14 protein-coding genes and 1 tRNA gene are annotated in these 21,174 nt (G+C 59.2%); 7 read left to right on the forward strand and 8 right to left on the reverse strand.

Going from position 1 to position 21,174, the window contains the following annotated elements; translation table 11 throughout:
- Window positions 1-19: 19 nt before the first annotated feature.
- The 4 genes from AC5S26_RS23175 to AC5S26_RS23190 form a co-directional block, all read right to left on the reverse strand.
- Entirely contained in the window at window positions 20-694 is a 675-nt protein-coding gene (locus AC5S26_RS23175; protein WP_494187323.1) for a trimeric intracellular cation channel family protein, read from the reverse strand.
- A complete protein-coding gene (locus AC5S26_RS23180; RefSeq protein WP_494187324.1) occupies window positions 691-2,922 on the reverse strand; it encodes a fibronectin type III domain-containing protein in 2,232 nt (743 codons plus the stop codon). The genes AC5S26_RS23175 and AC5S26_RS23180 overlap by 4 nt, the downstream gene beginning before the upstream one ends.
- Before the next feature lie 82 nt (window positions 2,923-3,004).
- Window positions 3,005-4,012 carry an NAD(P)-dependent alcohol dehydrogenase gene (locus tag AC5S26_RS23185; protein ID WP_494187325.1) on the reverse strand — a complete coding sequence of 336 codons (1,008 nt, stop codon included), beginning with the start codon at window positions 4,010-4,012 and terminating at the stop codon, window positions 3,005-3,007.
- 194 nt (window positions 4,013-4,206) lie between these two features.
- Entirely contained in the window at window positions 4,207-6,090 is a 1,884-nt protein-coding gene (locus AC5S26_RS23190; protein ID WP_494187326.1) for a SpoIVB peptidase S55, read from the reverse strand.
- 366 nt (window positions 6,091-6,456) lie between these two features.
- Between AC5S26_RS23190 and AC5S26_RS23195 the strand changes: the two genes are divergently transcribed.
- Complete coding sequence (locus tag AC5S26_RS23195; protein WP_494187327.1) at window positions 6,457-7,629, forward strand: VWA domain-containing protein; 1,173 nt, start codon at window positions 6,457-6,459, stop codon at window positions 7,627-7,629.
- A 268-nt stretch (window positions 7,630-7,897) separates the two neighbouring features.
- Here the strand turns inward: AC5S26_RS23195 and AC5S26_RS23200 are convergent, their stop codons facing one another.
- On the reverse strand, window positions 7,898-8,392 hold the full coding sequence (locus tag AC5S26_RS23200) for a DinB family protein (protein ID WP_494187328.1): 495 nt from the start codon (window positions 8,390-8,392) through the stop codon (window positions 7,898-7,900).
- Window positions 8,393-8,516: 124 nt separating this feature from the next.
- Here AC5S26_RS23200 and AC5S26_RS23205 point away from each other — a divergent pair.
- Window positions 8,517-8,590 (forward strand) — tRNA-Gln (locus tag AC5S26_RS23205).
- A 194-nt stretch (window positions 8,591-8,784) separates the two neighbouring features.
- Here the strand turns inward: AC5S26_RS23205 and AC5S26_RS23210 are convergent.
- The 3 genes from AC5S26_RS23210 to mutS are packed head-to-tail and all read right to left on the reverse strand — an operon-like array spanning window position 8,785 to window position 14,140.
- Complete coding sequence (locus AC5S26_RS23210) at window positions 8,785-10,335, reverse strand: ABC transporter substrate-binding protein (RefSeq protein ID WP_494187329.1); 1,551 nt, start codon at window positions 10,333-10,335, stop codon at window positions 8,785-8,787.
- Window positions 10,332-11,528 carry an anhydro-N-acetylmuramic acid kinase gene (locus AC5S26_RS23215; RefSeq protein ID WP_494187330.1) on the reverse strand — a complete coding sequence of 399 codons (1,197 nt, stop codon included), beginning with the start codon at window positions 11,526-11,528 and terminating at the stop codon, window positions 10,332-10,334. The genes AC5S26_RS23210 and AC5S26_RS23215 overlap by 4 nt, the downstream gene beginning before the upstream one ends.
- Complete coding sequence (mutS, locus tag AC5S26_RS23220) at window positions 11,525-14,140, reverse strand: DNA mismatch repair protein MutS (protein ID WP_494187331.1); 2,616 nt, start codon at window positions 14,138-14,140, stop codon at window positions 11,525-11,527. Before mutS ends, AC5S26_RS23215 begins: the two co-directional genes overlap by 4 nt.
- 165 nt (window positions 14,141-14,305) lie before the next feature.
- On the opposite strand from mutS, the gene ccsA reads away from it, so the two are divergent.
- The 5 genes from ccsA (at window position 14,306) to AC5S26_RS23245 (ending at window position 21,107) form a co-directional block, all read left to right on the forward strand.
- Entirely contained in the window at window positions 14,306-15,130 is an 825-nt protein-coding gene (gene ccsA / locus AC5S26_RS23225; RefSeq protein ID WP_494187332.1) for a cytochrome c biogenesis protein CcsA, read from the forward strand.
- Window positions 15,127-16,386 (forward strand): glutamyl-tRNA reductase, encoded by a 1,260-nt coding sequence (gene hemA / locus AC5S26_RS23230; RefSeq protein ID WP_494187333.1) that lies wholly within the window; start codon window positions 15,127-15,129, stop codon window positions 16,384-16,386. The genes ccsA and hemA overlap by 4 nt, the downstream gene beginning before the upstream one ends.
- 137 nt (window positions 16,387-16,523) lie before the next feature.
- A complete protein-coding gene (locus AC5S26_RS23235; protein ID WP_494187334.1) occupies window positions 16,524-17,534 on the forward strand; it encodes a FecR domain-containing protein in 1,011 nt (336 codons plus the stop codon).
- Between the two features lie 104 nt (window positions 17,535-17,638).
- On the forward strand, window positions 17,639-18,592 hold the full coding sequence (hemC, locus tag AC5S26_RS23240; protein ID WP_494187335.1) for a hydroxymethylbilane synthase: 954 nt from the start codon (window positions 17,639-17,641) through the stop codon (window positions 18,590-18,592).
- Between the two features lie 97 nt (window positions 18,593-18,689).
- Complete coding sequence (locus tag AC5S26_RS23245) at window positions 18,690-21,107, forward strand: Orn/Lys/Arg family decarboxylase (RefSeq protein WP_494187336.1); 2,418 nt, start codon at window positions 18,690-18,692, stop codon at window positions 21,105-21,107.
- Window positions 21,108-21,174 lie beyond the last annotated feature (67 nt).

A 21,174-nucleotide genomic window follows, 5' to 3' on the forward strand; every position in this document is an offset into this window, starting at 1 on the left:
TTTCTACTGCTCAATCCCGTTACTGCACCATCACCTTCGGCAAATTCCAATGCTTCCACACCGCTACCATCCGGAGCACGAAACACACAGCGGCTCCCGAGGTCATCACCATCCATCGCGGCACCTTCATACGCAGGCCGATCACCACCACCAACGCGCCCGCCAGCGCCGCGGCAGCATACACATCGCTCTGCAGCACTCCGGGCACGCGGTTCAGCAGAATGTCTCGGATCGTCCCTCCGCCTACGCCCGTAACCGCTCCCATCAGGATCGAGAGCAAGGGATTGATTCCGAACTCCATCGCCTTTCCCGCGCCTGCAATCGCGCAGAGTGCTAATCCCGCTGCATCGAGCGTAATTACTAGCTGAGACGGAATGTGCTGAAACATCTGGTAGAAGAAGAACACCGCGCCTCCACCCAGAATGGCAGTCGTCGGATATCTCCAGTCGCGCACGCTGTTCGGAGGAATCGCACCGATCAGCACGTCGCGGATCATGCCTCCGCCCAGCGCCGTGGCAAACGAGATCACCAGCACGCCCAGAATGTCGAGGTTCGACCGAATCGCCGCCAGCGCCCCTTCCACGGCGAAGACGCAGACTCCCATCAGGTCGACGACCAGCAACAAAAAATCGGGGTGATACAGATTGAACCGGCCGACGCCACGTTCTGTCCGTTCCGCAACGCCCTCCGTCACCGCACGACCGCCTTCACCGCCGCCATGTTGTCGTAGCGGTCATAGACCCTCACTGCAATCACATGCTCCTTTGCATCGGTGACCGGTGTCGCTGCCTTGGGAATCTCGGCCGTGAAGTCGTAGCGCTCCGTCTGTGAATCCGAGACATGCCCCACCGGCTCCAGATACTGCCATGGCCCCGCGTCCACGGAATACTCCGCATGCGCGATCGGCGAGGTTGCATCATGAGCCTCCAGCACCGCATGAATCCTCGAGGAGGTAGAGGATGCATTCGTGCCAGCGGGAACAAGCGTAGCCGAGAGCGTGCCGGGAACCGGCGATGTTGTATCCACCACGAACACCGGACTCACACGCTCTCCCGTCAGCGCCTCTGAGTCCGTATGTACCGGAGCATCGCTGGCGACAACCTTCAGCTCATAACTCCCATCCGGCAGCAGGGAAGAGTCGAAGCTGTAAAACCGGTCGTTGATCTTGTCCTTCAGCAATCTCCAGTTCGCCTCCCCAACTCCGCGATACCACACCGCGAACATCAGGTCGTCGCCATTGTCATCGTGAGCCTGCCACCGCGCCGTCACGGAGTTCTTATCCTTCTGTGCCGTTAGCGGAGCCGTATTTGCATCCGGCTGAAAGTTCACGACGGGCGCGGAGCCCGCGGACTGCGGAAACGCCACTTGCACCGTCGTATTCGGAGGCGTGCCTCCTCCAGCCGCAACCTTAGCTCCCGGCTGCACCACAATCTCATCCACCATCGGTGCGACGTTACGGGTTAGATAGTTCAGTCCTACCGCATCAATGCCGGTCGCTGATCCAGGATGGAGCACCGCCTTCCACTGCGCGAAGCGTCCCGGCGGAACCGTCACGGATCCCTCCGCGCCTATCCTGGCCCACTCGCTCCAGCCCATCAACGGGCTCTCTACATTTCCGCTTCGGAGCCAAAGCTCGTAACCCGGTGCCGCAGACTCGGCGCGCGTCTCCAGCCTCCCCCACTGCGAGTAGCCCTGCGCATCGAAGACCTCGCTGGTATACACCGACTCTTTCGCCGTCGCATCCGCCAGCCGGAACAGCTTGCCGCTGTTGCTCGTTGCCACCAGCAAACCGTCCTTCGCCGGGGCAATCGCCATCCCCTGCGCCGCTTCCAGGTGAGCCACATCCGTAAACTGTCCCGGCATCGCCACGTCCACGCGATACACGCGTCCGCGATTTCCCGTCGCCGCCAGCAGTGCGCCGTTCCGGAACGCAAGCGCATACACCACGTCGTCCTTCAGCGCGAGCAGACGCGCAGGCGTTCCATCCTTCGCGATCTTGTAAATCTCGCTTCCATCCGGGACCAGCGTGTTCGCGCCTGCCGCCGTCGACGACCCCGGCTGCGCAAACGTAACCGTGATCCCCACGTTTCCCGTCACCGGCAACGGCGGCAGCGGCATCGAGCCTCTCGCTCCCACACCTGCCGCATACACATTTCCAGCCTCGTCCATGGCCAGCGAAGTGATCTCTCTTCGCGGAGCCGCATACGCCGCGAACGGCTTCGCTCCCGCGATCTTCGTGTCGAACCGATAGATCACGCCCGTGCCATCCGACCCCGCCCAAAGCGTTCCGTCAGGCCCCATCATCAGGCAGCGAATATGCTGGTCCGCGGTCTTGAACAGCACCTCCGCCTTGCCTCCACCTGCAGGAACGCGATACACGACCGCCGGAGCCCCCGTAGCGACATACACCTCACCCTTGCTGCCGGTCGCAACTCCCCACAGATATTTCGGCTTCTCCTCTGTCGTCGCAGGATCGAAGATCACCGTTCCCGTGCCTCCACTGGCAGGAACCCGGTAGACCTTTCCATCCGGAGAAGTCGCCGCCAGTACCGAGCCATCCGGAGCCACCGTCACCGCTTGTACCGCCAGCTCCTTCGTCTCGAGCAGCTTCACCGCCTTGCCATCACCGCTCACGCGCATCACAACGCCGGAGCCCGCCGTGGTTCCTCCCAGCCCGAGATAGCCATTTCCCGCGCGATCGCTCGCCAGCGACCACACATAGCTCTTGCCGGTGTCATACGGCATCGATCTCTCCGGCCCTGCCTCTAGCCGGCCATCGCTCCGTATCGCGACTCCGTCTGCTGTGCCGCGCTCCATCGTGTCGTAGCGGTCCACCGTCCACACCTTGGTGCCTTGCGCCCACATCGCGCCTGCCAACATCACCGGCGCTACCCATACAGGAATCAGATACCGTTGCATCATCGTGACCTGAGTCTAAAGCACCGGAACGCAACAAGGCGGAGACCGCAGCCTCCGCCTTGACTCCGCTTCAGTATTTTTCCGCCTAATTCTCCAATACCGCCCGATACCGCACCTGGTTCTTCTTTACCTTCGCAACCGCCTCGTCTGCCTTCGCCATCGCAAAGGACTCCGTGATCGCCTTCACCCCATGGCGTGCAGCCACGTCGAGCATCTCGTGTAGATCCCTCGGACTTCCCGTCGAGGACCCGCAGATCGCTCGCTGCCCCCCGATCATAGGAGGCGCCTGTAACTGCATTGGCGAAGGTGGAGCGCCCACCAGGCACAACATCCCATTCGGACGCAGCGCGTTCACATACCCGGACCAGTCCTGATCCGCATTGATCGTCGACAGCAGCAGGTCGAACGAGCCCACGACCTTCTTCAAGGCTCCCGTGTCGCGCGTGTTTACAAATTCGTGCGCTCCCAGCTCCTTCGCCTCGCTCTCCTTTTCCTTCGAGGTCGAAAAAGCCGTCACCTCGGCTCCGAAGACCCGCGCAAACTGAATCCCCAGGTGCCCCAGCCCACCAATCCCGATGATCCCAACTCGTGACGAAGGCCGCACCCCATGGTTCCGCAGCGGAGAGTACACCGTAATTCCCGCACACAATAGGGGAGCCGCATTCTCACTGTCCAAAGCCTTTGGCAGAGGAATCGCGAACCGTGAGTTCACTCGTACCCGATCGGCAAAGCCGCCATTACGGCCTACGCACGTAGGCTGCGCCTGGGCACAAAGATGCTCTTCGCCCTTTCGACACCACTCGCACATTCCGCAGCTATCTGCCTGCCAGCCCACCCCCACTCGCTGTCCCGCAGTAAGGTTGCGAACATGGGGGCCAATACCCACAACCGTGCCCACAATCTCGTGTCCGGGAATAAAGGGATATTTGCTGATGCCCCAGTCATTGTCGATCAGGTTGACATCGCTCCGGCAGACGCCACAGTGGGAGACCTTGATCTCGACCTCATAGGGCTTGATCTCGCCTGGATCGAACTTGTACGGCAGCAGATGTGCACCGGCAGCATGTACAGCCAGGCCACGAATCTCACTCATCTGAAGTAGGTGTCCTTTTTCCGCCTGGCTTTGTTCCCGGCGTCTGTGTTTTTGATGCTACATCATAGCCTTGAGGGAAAAGCGTATTCTATGCTTCATCGAAAAAGAAGCTAAAGCTACTTATACCCGTCTTTACGGGAGCCCTTTCGGGCCATCCTTATTTTTTTAAGGCATAGCGCCAGCCTTACCGCAAGCTACCGGATCGTAAGATTCAACACCTGCGACCCCGTAACCGCATAGCTTGCCTCAGCCGATCCAGCCTCCACCACGCTCTCGCCACTCAGGCTTAGCCTCTGGGAGTCTTTCAGCGGCCCCAGCACGTTGGCCATCGATAGCGGGACACCAGGCAGTGACTCTCCCTCCAGAACCGCCTGAGCCTGCCGGTTCAGCAGAGTCACATAAACGTGATCGTTCGCGTGCAGACGATTCATCTGATCGACCGCATCCGCCAGTCCCTCCGCGCGGCGCAACGGGCTGCTGGGTCCCAGCAATCGGTCAACGGTGGCGCCATCGCTTACCAGCACCCGCACCGGTCCCGAGGCCAGATCCACCGGCAGCTTCACCTTAAGGCGCATCACCCGTGACTCTGCCTGATAGGGCCGCAACGTCACCTCCGCGTCGATCGTATCGCCGGCGCGAGCCTCCAGAACTCCAAGTCGCGCCGACTCCAACGTCGCCGTCCGGCGCTCCGGAATCCCCACCATCTTCAGCTTCAAGTCCGTCACCACAGGCTGATCCTGGGGATTGCCATAGACCCGGCTGAAACGATCATTCACAAACAACGCCGCATTGATCGCGGCCGGATTCAATTCGTTCTGCGCAACCATGCCCGACATCTTCACTGCGGGAAGTCCCTGCACGCCAATCTCGCCGCTCATCTGGTAGCTCATCTCCGCTGCGGCGGCGTTCGTACCCTGCACGCTCTGGTACACCGACACCAGCATTGCCGAAGGAGTCAGTTGCCGATTGTCCAGCACCTCAAAGTGAAACGTCTTGTCCTTCGCGGCTGTTCCGCCCGGAACCGCCGGCTGCACGATCTCGACCGTCACCGGAATCATCCGTGCCTTGGTTCCAAATCGCCCCATGATCGCCGAGGCGCGGTCTTCCGTGAAGGCGCCCACCGTCTCCGTCGTGTTCACGATCTTGAACGCATTCAGCGGAGAGGGAAGTGTCGTCACGACAGCCGCCTTGGTCATAGGCATATCCACCGGACCATACTGCGTAATCGGATGCCCGCAGGCCAGCAGCCGGGTCGGGTCCACATACGTCACCGTGCAGGTCCCCGCCACAGAGAGATCGCCCCGAACCAGGATCGCGCTTACCGCCGAACCCGGTACCAGCGGCTCCGGTTGCACAGCATTCGCATCCGCACCGCCCAGTCCTGCCACGGGAGTCATTCCCATCGCCCGGAACCTGTCCCCAAACCGGTCCACGGCCTCCTGGCTGAAACCGCTGAAGACGAGTGGCGTCTCCATCGCCTGCATCTGGACACCCGCTCCCGCATTCACTGCAGGCAGACCGGTTGCGGTCGCCTCTTCTGGAGCAGCCTTGATCCCCCGGGCGGCCGCCGGGCGAACCTCCCCATCCCGCACCTCCAGCATCTGCTCGATCGGGGTGATGCCCGCAATTGGCTCCTTGCTGAACTGTCCGATCCTGTAGCTGAGAGCTCCTACAAGTCTCCCGTCGATGTACACCGGGCTCCCGCTCATTCCCGCGACCACCCCGGTAAACTCCGGCTTGGTTCCATACAGCCGGGCCAGGATCATATCCCGTCCGGGGCCAAGGGAGTCTTTGAGAACTCCCAGAATCTCCACCTGCATCGGCTCCGGGTTCACGCCTTCGAAGACCGTATACGCGACGCCCTTCATGCCGCGCTTCAACTGGCTCAGCGGGAAGACCTTCGTCTCCCCGGAACCACCCATCGCCGCCGCCGCTGTGGGCGGCAGGTATACAGTTGCCGCGCTTGCCGTTGCAGTCGAACTCACCGCCTGTGCACGCGCTCCGGGAAGACACACGATCCCCTGGACCGCAGCCATCAGGCTGTACATCAACCACCGCGTCTTTTGCTTGCTGATCACGTCTACAAGACTAGAGCTTGCGCAGCCGCAACACCAGCGCGGAGCTCCGGTCGTCCTCCTCTAGGGAAAGGCCAAAATCGGATCTTACTCTTTGGACGTCTCAGGTGGACAGGATGTACTCGCGCACGGCCCGCATCACGTTGGAAAGGAGTGGTTGTCCAGGCAAATGGAGATCTGTCGCAGAGAGAAATGTCATCCTGAGCCAGGTTTGACGCCCTTTTTGCCGAATGAAGTCGAACAGCCTGCCCTGAGCGTAGCCGAAAGGATCCCCGGTTTTCTCTCTGTGGTATAAAACACATCCGTAGAGGCAAAGGCTGTTGCCCATCTTGCCTCTCTATCGTCCAACTGGACGGAGTACAGTTGCAGATGATGATCTCTTTCTTGCGAATTCGTCGTGCGGTTCCTGCTTTTCTTGTCCTTTTCAGTCTTGGCCTTGTTCCCGCAGCCGCGCAGGCGCCCCAGCAGCAGACTCCGCCGCCCCAGCAGCCCGCGGACGACTCCGCGGGGCCTCAGACCGACACCGGTCCTATCGTCATCAAGAAGAAGAAGGAGGAAGAGGCGCCACCCCCTGCCCCCGTCGCCCCTCCTGAGCCTAAGGTCAAGAACCCGAATAATGAGACTTACTCCATCCGGGTCGACGTTCCCATCGTCAACCTCGACGTAAACGTCATCCTCGACAAGACCCATCAGTTTGTCCCTGGCCTCAAAGCCCCTAACTTTCTTGTCCTCGAGGACGGCGTTCCTCAAACCATCACCAGCGTTCGGATGGCCCAGGCTCCAATTACTGCGGTCATGCTCCTGGAGTTCGCGGCCAACAGCTACTACTTCATCCGCGACATGCAGAACGCTTCCTTCAGCTTCTTCAACACCCTTCGCCCGGATGACTACGTCGCCGTCATCACCTATGACCTCCGGACCCATATCCTGACCGACTTCACCAACAACAAGCAGATCGTCGGCAATGCGCTTTCGTCGCTTATCATTCCAGGCTTCTCCGACACTAACGTCTTCGACGCCCTCTACGAGACCCTCGACCGGACCAGCCGCATCGAGGGCCGCAAGTACATCATCCTCATTGGAACCGGCCGCGACACCTTCTCGAAGCTCACCCTCGACAAGATACTCGCCAAGGTCAAGGCGACCCCGAACGTCACCATCTTCACCATCGGGACCGGAGCCCTCGTCCGTGAGCTTGTCGACGCCCGCGGAGGTATGGGATCCATCGCTCGCCTCGACTATCTTCAGGCCGACAACCAGATGAAGACTTTCGCTAAAATGACCGGCGGACTGAGCTTCAACCCTATGTTCCAGGGCGCGCTCCCCGATATCTTTTCGCAGATCAACGACTCCATCCGAAACCAGTACGTCCTCACCTACCGGCCTACGAACAACAAGAACGACGGCTCGTATCGTCGCGTCGAGGTGAAGCTGGTCGACAATGAGGGCCATCCCCTGCAGATGCAGGACGAGAAGCACAAGCCCTTGAAGTACTCTGTGATCGCCCGCGATGGCTATCGCGCCAAGAATGAGGTCGAGTAGCTGTCAACTCCCGGTTTTTACAACTGGCGATAAACACAAGGGATAGAGGCGATAAATTCTGCCGGTTCGTATCTCTTGGGTTGGTAAAATGAAAGAGCAAAAGAAAATCCCTCGGACGCCGGTCCGGGGGATTTTTCGTGTGGGCCTATTAACCTTAGAAGAATGAAGACTTTGCGGTTCTTGGCCTGAATAATCAAGACTTTGCGTACTTAGTCCAAAGCTAAGTGATAAATAAGTCAAGACTTTGCGCAAAATGTAGGGGGAGGGGTTACCGCGGTCGAGGCATTGTCAGATCCAGATCGGTTCCGCACATCTGTTTGCTCAGCACAATGATCTGCCCGGTGTGCTGCTGTACATGCCCGACCACCTGGTAGATCGCCTCCAGCACCGAGACGTTCCGGCCCTGCGGAGTGGTCCTCTCGGTCAGCCTCTCTGGAGGAAGGGAGTCGATCACACCACGAGCCTCAGCGACTGTATCGGTGAAGATCCGGATCAGCTCGGCCGCCGTCATGCCTTCGCTCGTGCTGAACTCCTCCTCGCGAACCCGAACGTCGGCGGCACCGCCGACGCCGTGCATGATCCACTGCCGCATGTTGCCGCTGAGATGAAGGATCAGATTGCCGATTGCGTTCTCGTGGGCGCCGTGCCGCTGCCAGACCTGCTCATCGGTGAGCCTGTTCATGCAGCTCGTAATGAAGCCAGTCATCTGCTCAAGCTTCGCGCTCGAGGCGGAGAGAAATAAAGCGCCGATCTCGTTGTCCATGCAGGCAATTGTAGACCGTGAGGATTGACCGAAACGCCCTCAATCCGTAAACTCAAAAGAGTTGGACGTCGGCATCGGTTAGCAGTGCAAGACACTGAGAACTCTGCGGCTCCCACGCAACTGTTGCCTCCTCGTTCAATGGTAGGACAGCTGACTCTGACTCAGCATATCGGGGTTCGAATCCCTGGGAGGCAACCAACAATAAATGTTCATAACGCGGTAACCGTCCGGGGTTCGAATCCCTGGGAGGCAACCACAACAAATTCTTGTAACGCGGAACACAATTAAGCTGTCATCAACTAAGCCGTCATTCTGAGCGCAGCACAGCGGAGTCGAAGAATCCCTGAATTTCGCCTGTAGCGGCAAGCTTTCAGAGGGCAACCGCAAAAGCCTTACGGCTCAACCGTAATCTCACGCAGGTAATCGAACGTGCCCGAGCCCATCGGTTTCACCCCGTTGATCCTGCGGGAATGCACTACCTCGTTGTTCGGATACCAAAGAGGAATTCCCGGCAGGTCTTCGGCGAGAATCTTCTGCACCTCCACGTACTCGGATCTTCTCTTCTGCTGATCGGTCTCGCCAGCAGCTGCCGAGAGAAGGGCATCCACGCGAGGGTTCGAGTAGCGTCCGCGGTTCGCTCCCTTGGGCGGAAAGGCGGAGGAGCCGTAGGTGTAGGTAAAGATGTAGGGATCCTCGTTCGATCCGATCCATCGCAGCGCGTACATCTGGAAGGCGCCGCGCGTCACATCCGAATAAAACGTTCCGAACTCCGCCGAACGAAGGTCCAACCGGATTCCTGCGGCGCGAAGCTGCTGTTGTAAAACCGCAGCCATCAGCCGCGTCGTCTCATCGGTCGAGGTCTTCAAGGTAATGCGCAGGCGAACACCATCCGGGCCGCGATGGAATCCGGCCTCGTCAAGAAGCCTCTCCGCACGAGCCACATCATGCGGATACTGCGACATCTCCCCGTCGCTCGCTGCTGCCCAGTGTCCCGCTGGCAGCAAGGTATCGGCAAGGCGGGCCTGGCCGCGCCAGATGGCATCCACGATCGCCTGCCGGTCCATCGCGCAGGCAATGGCCTGGCGCACGCGACGGTCACGCAGCATGGGATCGGTGACGTTGAAGTTCGTGTAGATCACCACCGAGCTCGGACTCGAATCGATCTTCAGATTGGGAGCTGCCTCGAGAGTGTGGATCATATCGAAGGTCAGGACGTTGCTCGCCAGATCCGCCGATCCCTTCCGCAACTCGAGAGCGCTGGTGATCGCGTCCGGAACCACCGTGAACCGCACCCCGTTGATCTTTGGAGCGCGAGCCCAATAGTCCGGGTTGCGAGCGACGATGACCTCTTTGTCCTGCACCGCGCTCACGAAACGGAACGGCCCCGAGCCGATTGGATGGAGACCGAAGTCGCGTCCCGAGCCGCGTGGAACCACGCCGAAGAGACCGTCGCTCATATTGAAGAGCAACCCGGCATCGGGATGCTTCAGCCGCAGAACGAGCGTCAGCCGATCGCGAACCTCAATCCGGTCGATAGAGGCAAAAGCGCCGCCCTTGGCCGTGATCAGCGTTCCATCGATCATGCTGCGGATCGTCCAGGCCACATCCTCTGCCTCGAGAGGCCGGCCGTTATGAAAGCGCACACCATCGCGCAGATGAACGATCAGCGTGAGCGGATCGGGCTGCTCCCACCGGGTGGCGAGCCAGGGTTGCAGGTTGTAGTGCTCGTCCTTCTTCACTAGCGCGTCGAAGATCACGCCCCCCACGCGCTCCGACTGGGCATCCGTGCCCTGGCGGAGGTCGAGATTGTTGGGGCTGCTCTCGATGATCATCACCACCGTCTTTGGATCGTGAGCCGACTGACGACAACCGGCCAGAAAGACGAAAAGCATGAGGCTGACAAGTCGGCCGAGCCGCAACAGCGGGGAGCGCAGGAACATCATCCCCGCGTCACCTTGCCCAGCACCACGGATCGCGCGGCTCCCGTTGCGCTGGGAACATTTCCCGGAAGTCCGTTCCAGGTCAGCCACGCAAGCAACGCAAACGCGACGCTCTCCTTCGCCTGCGTGGGAATCCCAAGCTCGTCGGTCGCGCGAACCCGTACGCCGAGCGGCTCAAGCCCCTCTCGCAGCATGGCCATAAGAGTCGCGTTTCTCGCGCCGCCTCCGGCGACGACATACTCTATGCCGCGCGCCACGGGAGCCTTCTGTCCAAGGTGAGGCCACACAAACCTGCGATAGGAATCGAGGATGGATTCAGCGGTAAGAGCGGTTGCGGTGGCGACGACATCCGCATCCGTAGCGCCTGCCTTGCGGCACATCGCGACGAACCGGTCTACGAACGCCTCTCCAAACTCTTCGCGGCCACAACTCTTGGGCGGCGGGGCAGAGAAGTAAGGCTCGCGCAGGCACCGATCCACGACCTGTCGGATCACCTTGCCGCGCCTGGCTACAACTCCATCGCGATCGAAGGCTTTGCCGAACAGACGCGTCATGCAGGCGTCGATGACCATGTTCGACGGGCCGGAGTCGAATGCCAGAACATCCTCCACGGAACTGCCGGCAGGAATCGATGTCATGTTGGCGATGCCGCCAAGGTTTTGAAGGACGCGGCTGACCTTCTCCGAGCGGAACATCACGTAGTCCAGCATTGGAACCAGCGGAGCTCCCTGACCGCCAGCGGCGAGATCGGCGGGACGGAAATCGCTCACGACGGGAACCCGCAGCTTCTCGGCGATGACAGAGGCTTCACCGATCTGCCAAGTGCATCGGACCGGGCTGCCGAGATATTTCGAAGCAACGCCCTGGTGATAGATCGTTTGTCCGTGACAACCGACGAGGCCGACTTTCACCCCGAACTGCTCTGCTGTGCTCTCAACAGCGTTGGCATAGACTTCGCCCAGCCGCCAGTTGAGTCTCGACATCTCTGCAACCGAGGTGGCCTTTGCGTCCATCGCCGACAACACCGCACTTCGCAGAGCCTTCGGATACCGGAATTCTGCCGCTCCAATCAGCTTTACGCGTGGCGTTCGATGACTCGCGGTCGAAGACCCGATTCTGCACAACGCGACATCGACCCCGTCAGCTGAGGTTCCGCTCATGACTCCTGCAACCACCAGGCTCTTCGGCTTCATCATCCCTTCAGCTCCCGCTGCAACTCGGCTAACAGATTCAAGGCTTCCCGCGGCGTCAGGCCGTCTACGTCGACTTCCGCGACTCGATCCACGATGCGTTGAGAGAGCGGCGTGAACATCGTCATCTGCATCGCAGGAACATGATCCGCAGCAGCCTCGCGCACCTGCTGACTCTCGGCTCGCTCGTGCAGCTTCAGCACTTCGCGTGCTCGTGCAATCACATTTGCCGGAAGCCCGGCTAATCGTGCCACCTCGATGCCATAGCTCTTGCTCGCCGGACCTGATTCGACCGAATGGAGGAACACAATTCCTCCAGCCGTCTCCTTCACGGTGACACGCAGATTCTTCAGCCGCTCAAGCCTCTCGGACAGCAAGGTCAGCTCGTGATAGTGGGTGGCGAAGAGCGTACGTGCCCCTACCTGATTATGAAGATATTCAACGGTCGCCCAAGCGAGCGACAGGCCGTCATAGGTGGCGGTTCCGCGTCCCATCTCGTCCAGAAGGACTAGAGACCGATTGGTTGCCGAGTTCAGGATCGCCGCGGTTTCGGTCATCTCGACCATGAAGGTCGACCGTCCGCGTGCGACATTGTCGCTGGCCCCGATGCGAGTGTAGATGCGGTCGACCAGGCCGAGACGCATCTGTTCGGCGGGGACGAAGCAGCCGCACTGCGCCATGATGACCAGCAGAGCCGCTTGTCGCAGGTAGGTGCTTTTACCTCCCATATTCGGTCCGGTGATCAGCAGCACCGAGGGTCCGGTGTCTGCTTGCAGATGCACGGAATTGGGAACGAATCTTCCGGCGCCGGACTCCTCCAGACGTCGCTCGACGACGGGATGCCTAGCGCCGATAAACTCCAGCAGGCCTCCCGTCTCCACCATGGGACAAGTCCAGCCACGCAACGCTGCGAGATGCGCGAAGCAACCGAGCAGGTCGATCTCGGCTACGCGCCGCGCTGTCTCACGCATCCGTCCAGCAGCATCGAGAAGCTGCCGACGCAGTTCCGAAAACAGCCTGCGCTCGATCTCGCTAGAGCGCTCCTGCGCAGTCAGGATCTTGGTCTCGTACTCCTTCAGCTCCGGTGTCGTAAAACGCTCGGCGTTCACCAGCGTCTGTTTACGCTCATAGTCTGTGGGAACAGCCTTGGCGTTGGCCTTCGTGATTTCAATGTAGTAGCCGAAGACGTTATTGAAACGAACCTTCAGGGAACCGATTCCGGTACGCTGGCGTTCGCGTTCTTCAATCGCAGCCAATGCCTGCCGCCCGCTTCGGCTCAACTCGCGGAGCTCGTCGAGTTCAACGTTTATGCCCGCTCGGATGACTCCGCCATCGGCGAGCGAGACCGGGGGATCTTCAGCGATAGTTTTTGCGATCAGCTCATGCAGGTCTTCAAGTGAGTCGAAGCCTTTTGCCAACAGGGCCCACTTCGATGCGCTGAACTGCTGGGTTGCAGCTAAAAGACCGGGCAGGCATTGGAGCGTCGCAGCCAGCGCGATCACCTCCCGAGGGCCAGCGGAGTCCAGCGCGATACGTCCCAGCAGACGCTCTAGATCGAGCAGACTAGTCATCGCCTGACGCAGTGCTTCGCGCCGCCGAAGATCGCCTGCGGCCTCGGCGACAGCCTCGAGCCGCGCTTCAATCTCCGCGAGATCATTGGACGGTCTTAGCAGCGTTGCTCGCAACAAACGCTTTCCCATCGGGGTGCAGCAAGCGTCGAGAGTGTAGAAGAGGGTAGTTTGCTGGGTTTCGCCGGAGAAGAGCGGTTCGACCAGCTCCAGGTTCCGCACGCTGACCGTATCCAGTTCGAGACAGGAGGAGCGTTCATAAAAGCGCAGGCCGTCTATATGCTCCAGGCCACCCTGTTTGGTTGCTTGCATATAGTGCAGCAGCGCGCCTGCTGCGACTGCGGCCGCTTCGTGTCCTCCCAGTCCGAGTCCGTCGAGCGAATGAACGCGGAAGTGGCTTCGCAGAAGAGGCAAGGCATAGTCGGTAGTGAAAACCCATTCTTCGATCGGGGTCTTGGTGCGAATAGCGTCCAGCCCGGCGGAGCTCTCCTCGACAGCCTCGCCTGCCAGATTCATGCCGCCCAGCAAGCCGGCGCCGTATAGAAGCTCCACAGGTCGTACCCGACCCAGTTCATCGGCGGCCTGGGCCCATGCAGCTGTCCCGGAGAACTCGGTGGATCGAAACTCACCTGTCGAAAGGTCGAGGAGGGCCACTCCGCAGACCATGGCGGCATTTGATCCGATGGCGACGATGCTTGCAAGGTAGTTGCTCTGCTCGGCACCCAGCGCTGGGTCGAGTGCAGTTCCCGGGGTGAAAACCCGGGTTACTTCGCGGCGAACGACCCCCTTGGCCTGCTTGGGATCTTCCATCTGTTCGCAGATCGCAACGCGAAAGCCCTTCCGCAATAGACGTTGAAGATAGGTCTCCGCAGCGTGGTAGGGAACACCGCACATGGGAACGCTCTTCGCCTTGTCGCGAGCGGTGAGGGTGAGCTGCAGCTCGCGGGAAGCGATTACGGCGTCCTCGAAGAAGAGCTCATAAAAGTCACCCATGCGGAAGAAAAGCAAGGTGTCGGGATGTGCTTCTTTCGCGGTCCGATACTGTCGCATTGCAGGTGAAAGCGCCGCCTGGTCTCCGCTCAATATTTGTGAGGTATCTTGTGGCATTCTGGAATGGCCAGAATATCGCACCTGATGGCGCAAAGGGGTGCCAGGGCCTTTCCATACCCGGTATACTGAAGATTCGGCGCAAGCTCAGCGACGAAATGTACAGTCATGTCCCTTCTTTGGCTCAGAGTCGCAGCTTTTCTTTATGGTGTCGCCGCGCTCGCGGTGCTGCCCGCTGCACTCTACGATCGTCCACGCTGGAACAAGATTGCGATTCCGGCGGCAGTTGGCGGACTGTTTTTTCACTTTGTCTCGCTGGCGGAGATGCTGAACGCTGCTCACCACCGGCTTCCGGTGGATACGCATGAGACCCTGGCGTTGCTGGGCCTTCTGCTTGCGGGCGCTTTCCTGATTGTGTACTGGCGGTATCGCACGGTGTCGCTGGGGGTCTTCGTCCTCCCGGTCTCGTTTCTCCTCGTTCTGGTTCCGGCCTTTCGTCCGGGACAGGAGTTGACACCATTTCCGCAGTTCCACACCGGCTGGATCTTTCTGCACATCGCGCTTTTATTGGCGGCCTATGCCGCGCTTCTGCTCTCGCTGCTGGCGTCGGTGCTCTACCTGATCCAGGAGCGCTCTCTGAAGTCGAAGCATGCTTCTCCAGGAGCATCATGGCTACCGCCGCTTGAGACGACCGATCAGATTGCATTACGATCTCTGCTCTTCGGGCTGCCTTGTATGACTGCCGGCCTGCTGATCGGTTCGTTGATCGCGCTGATCGGGCAGCAGACAATAGGGCCATCCTATTTTCTGGATCCCAAGGTGCTGCTCTCCTTCGCGATGTGGCTTGCCTATATTGGGATGATCTACATCCGGCGGCACTCCGGCCTGCGGGGTCGTCGCGCGATCTATCTTTCGGGATTCGTCTTCCTGGTGGTTCTTGCTGTATGGTCGGCGAATCAATTCTCTGTCGTTCACAGGTTTACGACTCCATGAGCCGCAATCACCATCTCGTGCTGATCGGCATCAACCACACGACGGCGCCCATCGAGGTCCGCGAGCGGCTGGCCATCCCTGCGGGCCGCCTTGCGGACGCTACGCGTACCCTGGTCCATCAGCCCGGTATCCGGGAGGGAATTATTCTTTCCACGTGCAACCGGGTGGAGTTGCTGACGCTGCAGGAGGACGGCTCCGCTCCGGGGGCCAATTTGCTTGGCTTTCTGCAAGAGTACTTTGCCGTCACACCCTCATCCCTTACGCCTCATCTGTATGAATACCGTGAGAGCGAGGCGGTTCGGCATCTGTTTCGCGTCGCCAGCTCACTGGACTCGATGGTGGTGGGCGAGCCGCAGATCCTTGGCCAGGTGAAGGAGTCGTACACGGTTGCGCGCGAGGTTGGAGCAGTCAATGGGTCGCTGGACACTTTGATTCAACGCGCTTTCACCGTTGCCAAGAAGATCCGGTCCGAGACGCAGATCGGTTCGAGCTCGGTCTCGATTGCTTCCGTTGCTGTAGATCTTGCGCGCAAAATCTTTGGCTCTCTTCAAGGGAAGACGGTTCTGCTGGTGGGGGCAGGGAAGATGTCGGAGCTTGCAGCGCGACATCTGATTCAGCAGGGAGCAACGAATATTCTGGTTGCGAATCGCACGCTGGAACGAGCGGAGAAGATCGCTGCGCAGTTCAACGGGCAGGTGATCCTTTTCGAGGATCTGTACGATCAAGCAGCTCGGGCCGACATCGTCATTACTTCCACGGGAGCTCCGCAGAAGCTCTTTGAAAAGTCGCACGGACAGCACTTTCTACAGAGCCGCCGCAACAGGCCCATGTTCTTTATCGACATCGCCGTTCCTCGCGATGTAGATCCCCAAATGAACGAGGTGGAGGGCTGCTTCATCTATGACATCGACGACCTGCAACAGGTCGCCGCGGCAAATCTTGCGGATCGCAGCCGTGAAGCGGCCGCGGCGGAGACGATCGTCAGCCAGGAAGTCGATAAGTATCAGCAACGGGTGCAGTCTCGCGGCGCTGTTCCAGCGATTATTGCTCTTCAGCAGAATGCGGAGTCGATTCGTGAAGCAGAGCTTGCGCGCTCGGCAAAGCGGCTTGCCATGCTCACGGTCGAGCAACGCGAGGCTGTCGATGCACTAACGCGATCGCTTACGGCAAAGCTGCTGCATCCGCAGCTTACTGCTCTTCGTGAAGCGGCGCAGACACCCGAGGCGACCCGAACTAAAAGCTCCGACTCCGAGTAAGCATTTACGGTTTGAGGGGTTAACACCGAATCCAAAGAATTGTCGCGCTTTGGGATGCAAGCTATCTCGAAGCTGTGGCTGTACTTACCGCTGTATCTTTTCGTTTCCATCTGCGTCTAATCTTCAGAGGTTTCAAGATGCCAAGGTTGAGAATATTTCTACTTTCCCTGGCGACTCTGAGCGCATTTTCGTACGGGCAGAATGCGAACCCAGCCGGCCCAGGAACTTTGAATTACATCGAGGGGCAGGCCACACTGAACGGCCAGCAACTCTCTTCCAAGTCTGTAAGCAACACCCAGGTTGAAAAGGGCCAGACGATCTCTACCGCGAATGGAAAGGCGGAGGTCCTGCTGATGCCGGGCGTCTTTTTACGGCTGGGAGCCAACAGCGCCGTCGAGATGATCTCGCCCAGCCTCACGAAGACGGAAGTAAAGGTGGTTCAGGGTCGCGCGAATGTCGAGGTCGATCAGCTCTATAAAGAAAATCTTTTTCTGGTGGACATGCCGAATGGGCAGGCTCACCTGACCAAGAAGGGGCTCTACAGCTTCGATGCCGGCAACTCCACTTTGCGCGTCTTCGACGGCGAGGCGGAAATCTATCCCGGCGCCGACCTGAATACCAATGTTCAAGCGATCAAAGTAAAGGGTGGACGTCAGATCGCGCTGAGCGGCGAGCCGGCGAAGCCGCAGAAGTTCGACAAGGACTCCTCTAAAGACGATCTCTACAACTGGAGTAGTCTTCGCTCGCAGTATCTAGGAGAGGCGAACATCGACCTCGCCCAGGAATATGCCGGCACAGCCAGTTTCTATCCAGGATGGTATTGGGCTGGTGGACCGGTGGGTTACACATGGCTGCCTGGTGACGGACTGTTCTGGAATCCGTTTGGATATGGATTCTATTCGCCGTATTACATCGGGGGCGGAGGCTTCATCTATGGCCGCTACGGCCGCGGCTTCTACCCCGGATATGGGTATGGAGGATATTACGGTTACCGGGGTGGCAGGTACATAGGAGGATATCCACGTGGTGGTGTCGTAGGCCGTCCTTACGGTGGTTTCAGCGGTGGAGTAGGCGGCTTCCATGGCGGAGGTGGATTCCACGGATCACCTGGCGGTGGAGGTTCCCGTGGCGGAGGGGGCCGACGTTAGAGCGGAGTGATTCATTGGCCGGAAACCGAGGGACGAGCGCGCTAGCGCCCGTCCCTTTTCTCGTACAACATTTCCATCTCGAAATCCCTTATTCTGGATAAGTCATGTCCACCCCTATCCGCATTGGATCTCGTGGCTCACAGCTTGCGCTATGGCAGGCCAATTATGTTCTTGAGGCACTGCGCTCTGCTGGGCACCCCGCCGAGATCGAGGTGATTCGAACCACCGGCGACCGTATGCAGCAGCCGGACTTTATTCCGCCCGCTGGTGTGGATGGCAAGGGCATCTTTATCAAAGAGATCGAAGAAGCGCTCACGGAAGGCCGCATCGATCTTGCCGTGCATTCTCTCAAGGATCTGCCGACGCAATTGTCTCCGCGCTTTACTCTGGCCGCGATTCCGAAGCGCGCGGATGCCCGCGATGCCTGGGTATGCGAGCCTTATTGGGCCCTTCACACGCTTCCGTTAGGCGGACGCATTGGCACGACCAGCCCAAGGCGCAAGGCGCAGTTGCTCTCGCTTCGTCCAGATGTGGAGTTCGTTGAGATTCGAGGCAATATCGACACGCGACTGAAGAAGTTGGCCGCAGGGGAGTGCGATGCTCTAGTACTGGCTGCCGCCGGGCTTGATCGTCTGGGCCGCACGGAGTGGGTCCATCAGCGCTTCTCCCCGGATGAGCTTTGCCCGGCGCCTGGTCAAGGCGCGCTCGCTATTGAGACGCGCAGCTGTTCTCATCCTGTCGACGAGGCTCGTGATCTGTTCGTTCGCCAGGCCTTGGCGGCTCTTGATCACCCGGAGACCCGTTTCTGCGTGGAAACAGAGCGCATCGCGCTGGATGGCCTCGGCGGAGGCTGCTCAATCCCCATCGGGATTCACTGTGTGCCTGAGTTCGACCGCTGGCGCGTCTTCGCCCAGGTGATCGCACTGGATGGAGAATCCATGGTTGCGCTGGATACAAAGGCACTCGGCTCCATGGATCCCGAGGCACTCGGTCAGAGTATCGCCGACGACCTGAAATCCCGCGGCGCTCTGGAACTCCTCAATCTCTCTACGATCTAAAACCGGTGCATCACGTCGCGAGGCTTCAAATCCATCGGGTGTTCATGTTTTTGTGTGTGGAATCCCTGTAAACTGCTTAATTGTCTGAAGTTGCGAGGTGGAATTGAACGAAGGTCGTTGGGTACTGCTGATTGCGAGTGAAGTTGGGGGAACCGATTCGGTTTCGGATCGTGCGATGGAGCGTCTGGTGGATGCGATCCGTGAAGAGGGATACCAGGTCATCCGGACTTCTACGCCTGAGGACGGCCTGTCGCTCGTGACCTCCGATCCTTCTTACTCGGCGATTCTTCTGGACTGGGACCTCGAGGGCGAGAACCAGTTTGACGAACGCGCCGCACTCAAGATTCTTCGCGGGGTACGGCATCGAAATAAGAAAATACCGATCTTCCTGATCGCTGATCGTACGCTGGTCAGCGAACTTCCTCTTGAGGTAGTCAAGCAGGTCCATGAGTATATTCACCTCTTTGGAGATACGCCGGCGTTTATCGCCAATCGCGTGGACTTTGCCGTCGAACGCTACCACGAGCAGCTGCTGCCCCCTTATTTCCGCGAGTTGAAGAAGTATACCGATCAGGGGGCGTATTCCTGGGACGCGCCGGGGCACATGGGCGGCGTCGCCTACCTCAAACATCCGGTCGGCATGGAGTTTCAGCGCTTCTTTGGCGAGAATCTTCTACGCTCCGATCTCGGCATCTCCACTGCACAGCTTGGCTCCTGGCTCGATCATCTGGGACCTCCTGGAGAGTCTGAGCGCAATGCTGCCCGCATCTTCGGAGCGGATTGGACTTTCTATGTCCTCGGCGGTTCCTCCACGTCGAACCAGATCATTGGACACGGCGTCATCGCGCAGGACGACATCGTTCTGGCCGACGCCAACTGTCACAAGTCCATCTGCCATTCGCTTACAGTCACAGGTGCGCGCCCGGTGTATATGAAGCCCACGCGCAACGGCTACGGCATGATCGGCCTGGTCCCGCTGAAGCGCTTCAGCCCGGAGTTCATCCGTGGGCTGATCGATCGCAGTCCTCTGACCAAGGGTGTCGAGAATCAGAATCCGACGTATGCGGTCGTCACCAACTCGACCTACGATGGTCTTTGCTACGACGTCAATCGCGTCGTTGAGGAACTCTCGAAATCCGTTCCTCGAGTTCACTTCGACGAGGCATGGTATGCCTATGCGAAGTTCCACAAGATCTACCGAGGCCGCTTTGCCATGGACGTCCCGGATGATATGACGGACCGTCCCACGATTTTTTCTGTGCAGTCCACCCACAAGATGCTTGCGGCCTTCTCCATGGGGTCGATGGTCCATATCAAGCTCAGTCCGCGGGCCCCATTGGATTTCGATCAATTCAATGAGTCGTTCATGATGCACGGCACCACTTCGCCGTTCTATCCTCTGATCGCTTCGCTGGATGTCGCGGCAGCCATGATGGATGAGCCTGCCGGGCCGACGTTGATGTATGAAACCATTCAGGATGCCATCAGCTTTCGCAAGGCAATGAGTTCGGTCGCCCATCGCCTGCGCTCCGCCGAGAACGGGGATGGGTGGTTTTTTCGTCTCTTCCAGCCCGATCAGGTCAGCGATCCTTCCACCGGGGAAAAGTATGTCTTCGAGGAGGCGCCGGATGAGCTTCTTGGTTCCAAGCCCGCCTGTTGGACTCTGAAGCCGGGCGAAGACTGGCATGGCTTCCAGGACGAAGATATCGACAACGGCTACTGCATGCTCGATCCGACGAAGGTCACCATCCTGATGCCGGGAGTCAATGCACAAGGAAATGTGAATGACTGGGGAATCCCCGCCGCGATTCTTACCGAATTCCTGGATTCGCGCCGCGTTGAGATCGCTCGTACCGGTGATTACACCGTGCTGGTTCTATTCTCGGTGGGCACTTCAAAGGGGAAGTGGGGATCTCTGCTCGAAAATCTCTTCGAGTTCAAGCGTCTCTACGACAGCGAGGCTCCGCTAGAAGAGGCTCTGCCTGAACTCGTCGCTAAATATCCTCATCGTTATCGTAATGCGACTCTCAAGGAGCTCTCCGATGAGATGCATGCCGCGATGATTGAGCTCAATCTTCCCACGCTCGTAGGGGAGGCTTGCGATGAAGACTTCGATCCTGTCCTGACGCCCGCCCAGACCTATCAGAAGCTCCTGCGCAACGAGACTGAGAAGATACGTTTCACCCAGATGCATGGACGGATCGGAGCTGTCATGCTGGTCCCGTATCCTCCAGGAATCCCCATGTGCATGCCGGGCGAGCGGTTGGGCGGTCCGGAGAGCCCCGTCATCCGCCTTATCCTGGCTACCGAAGAATTCGGCAAGCGCTTCCCGGGCTTTGAACGCGAGGTGCACGGCATCGAGGTCGATGAACAAGGCAACTACTGGATGCGCGCCGTGATCGAAACACCCGGCCAGAAGCAGGTGGGAAATGGAAACGGCAAGGTGCATCCTCCGAGCGCGGCGCCTCCGGTCAAAAAGATTCGCCGTTCCCAGCCGCGTCACAGTTCGGAGTGACCTCGTGAATCGAATGGTAGTCCAGCCAATCACCTGTTGATTTTGAGGCGTAAAGAAAATCTGAGCC

It is taken from the genome of Edaphobacter sp. FHG110511_03, assembly GCF_059115365.1.

What these genes read in the sequence shown, in the direction of transcription:
- ccsA (WP_494187332.1), top strand. Translation starts at nt 14,306, where the DNA reads ATGTCCCTTCTTTGGCTCAGAGTCGCAGCTTTTCTTTATGGTGTCGCC.
- hemC (WP_494187335.1), top strand. Translation starts at nt 17,639, where the DNA reads ATGTCCACCCCTATCCGCATTGGATCTCGTGGCTCACAGCTTGCGCTA.
- AC5S26_RS23195 (WP_494187327.1), top strand. Translation starts at nt 6,457, where the DNA reads ATGATGATCTCTTTCTTGCGAATTCGTCGTGCGGTTCCTGCTTTTCTT.
- hemA (WP_494187333.1), top strand. Translation starts at nt 15,127, where the DNA reads ATGAGCCGCAATCACCATCTCGTGCTGATCGGCATCAACCACACGACG.
- AC5S26_RS23200 (WP_494187328.1), bottom strand. Translation starts at nt 8,392, where the DNA reads ATGGACAACGAGATCGGCGCTTTATTTCTCTCCGCCTCGAGCGCGAAG.
- AC5S26_RS23185 (WP_494187325.1), bottom strand. Translation starts at nt 4,012, where the DNA reads ATGAGTGAGATTCGTGGCCTGGCTGTACATGCTGCCGGTGCACATCTG.
- AC5S26_RS23180 (WP_494187324.1), bottom strand. Translation starts at nt 2,922, where the DNA reads ATGATGCAACGGTATCTGATTCCTGTATGGGTAGCGCCGGTGATGTTG.
- AC5S26_RS23210 (WP_494187329.1), bottom strand. Translation starts at nt 10,335, where the DNA reads ATGATGTTCCTGCGCTCCCCGCTGTTGCGGCTCGGCCGACTTGTCAGC.
- AC5S26_RS23235 (WP_494187334.1), top strand. Translation starts at nt 16,524, where the DNA reads ATGCCAAGGTTGAGAATATTTCTACTTTCCCTGGCGACTCTGAGCGCA.
- mutS (WP_494187331.1), bottom strand. Translation starts at nt 14,140, where the DNA reads ATGCGACAGTATCGGACCGCGAAAGAAGCACATCCCGACACCTTGCTT.
- AC5S26_RS23215 (WP_494187330.1), bottom strand. Translation starts at nt 11,528, where the DNA reads ATGATGAAGCCGAAGAGCCTGGTGGTTGCAGGAGTCATGAGCGGAACC.